The organism is Nonomuraea sp. NPDC050783, assembly GCF_040802095.1.
In the GTDB taxonomy this organism is placed as follows: Bacteria; Actinomycetota; Actinomycetes; order Streptosporangiales; family Streptosporangiaceae; genus Nonomuraea.
Map to the genome: position 1 here is coordinate 1 of NZ_JBFAHK010000064.1, position 1,775 is coordinate 1,775.

Genomic DNA, 1,775 nt, shown 5'->3' on the forward strand with positions numbered 1-1,775 from the left:
GGCCGAATCCTGGATCAGGCACACATTCCGTGATGGGGCCCGGGTCAGTCGGTCAGCAGCATGCGTTTGCGCAGGAGATCGAGGTTGGCGCGGCCGTACATCTGTCGCTTGAGCATCTTGGTCCGGTTGACGTGCCCTTCGACGGGCCCGGAGTTGTAGGGCAGGGTGAGCCCGGCGGTGACGGCGTCTTGGTCCCGGCGTAGCCCGGTGACGAAGGAGTGCAGCTCGGGCAGGTCGTCGCCCAGAACGGCATTCATCCAGGTCTCCAGGTTGTGGCCGTGGCGGTGCGTCATCATCTGGGCGAACTGGCGCACGTGCAGCTGAAGTGCCGCCAGCTGAGGACAGACGGTGGTGAGCGCTTGAAGTTGGCGGTGTTCGTCGGGGTCGAGGTGGGCGGGGTTGCGCAGGAACCAGCCGGTGGCCTGCCGGACCGTGGGCGGTCGCGTTAATGTCGGTGCGGGAGGCGTTCCGTCGCGCCAGGAGCGGACGTACTGGCGGACGGTGGTGCTACCGCCGCGGTAGCCCAGGGCCTGCAGCTCCTGATGGAGGAGTTCGGCGTTGGTGCATCCCTCGGCCCAGCGTTTGCGCAGGTAGGAGTCATGAGCTTCCAGGTTCTTGGGCCGTCGGCCGGTTCCATTGTGGACGAGCAGGTCTTCGGGGCTGGTGACGCGGGCGAAGCGCCGGATGGTGTTGCGGCCCAGGGACAGCAGGCGGGCGATTTCGCGCAGTCCTTGGCCTTGCTCGAGCAGGGCGTGAACGGTGGCGTGCCGTTCACGGGTTCGGGCGGCGATGCGGTCCTGACGGTCGGCGGGCGAGTGGGGCGGGACGGACGGCGCCGCAGGTGACGAGGTGTCGGTGCGCGTGCTGGGCGTGGCGGTCAGGGCTTGGAGATGGTCGCGGTGGCGGGTGACGGCGCGTTCGACGGCCTCGCCAAGATTGCGCCAGAGGTGGAAGCGGTCCGCGACCTGGGTCGCGTGTGGCGCCCCCCGGGCGATGCCCTCGGCGTAGGCGCCGGCTCGGTCGCGGCAGACGATCTCGACCCCCGGATGCGTGCGCAGCCACGCTGCCAGGGTGTCGGCCCTCCGGTCGGCCAGCACGTCCACCACGGTGCTGGTGGAGATGTCGATCAGGATCGTGCCGTAGGAGTGGCCCCGGCGCAGGGCGAAGTCGTCCACACCGAGCACCCGCGGACCCGTGTCCAGAGCCGGGTCGGGCAGGGCGCGGATCAGCCTGATCAGCGTCATCCGGCTGGCCGAGGCCGCCAGCCGACCGGCGAGCCGGGCTCCGGCCCGGCCGCCCAACGCCAGCGCGATGGCCTGTAACGCCTGGGTCGCCCGGACACTGCGACGGCCGTATCGTACGGTCAGATCCGGGATCTGCTCGGCGAACGTCGCCTTGGCACATGTGGAGGTGCGGCAGAAGAACCGGTGCACCCGCAGGTGGATGAGCACCTCCTGGCCTCCGACCGCGGTATCGGACAGCTGCCGTTCATAGTGGCTGTGCACCCGCCGCGACGGCGTCCCACAGCCCGGGCAGGCGGCCTCCACGGTGCCGGTCCTGGCCCGGATCCTTACCGTGGTTCCCGACCGGAAGACCTGCTCGACGCACACGCCGACCAGATGAGGGAACAGGACAGCGACCAGCTCCTTGATCAACACGCTGCAGATGCTCGTGAGCAGAGGCACGGCTACCGGCCGGAACGCCCGAACCGTGATCTACTCAGCGGGTCCGATCACGGAATGTGTGCCTGATCCAGTATTCACGCGTCGTCGACA

1 protein-coding gene is annotated in these 1,775 nt (G+C 69.1%); it reads right to left on the reverse strand.

The window, feature by feature from the left end; all coding sequences use genetic code 11:
- Positions 1-44 precede the first annotated feature (44 nt).
- Positions 45-1,658 (reverse strand): ISL3 family transposase, encoded by a 1,614-nt coding sequence (locus AB0H75_RS50140; RefSeq protein WP_367809180.1) that lies wholly within the window; start codon positions 1,656-1,658, stop codon positions 45-47.
- Positions 1,659-1,775 lie beyond the last annotated feature (117 nt).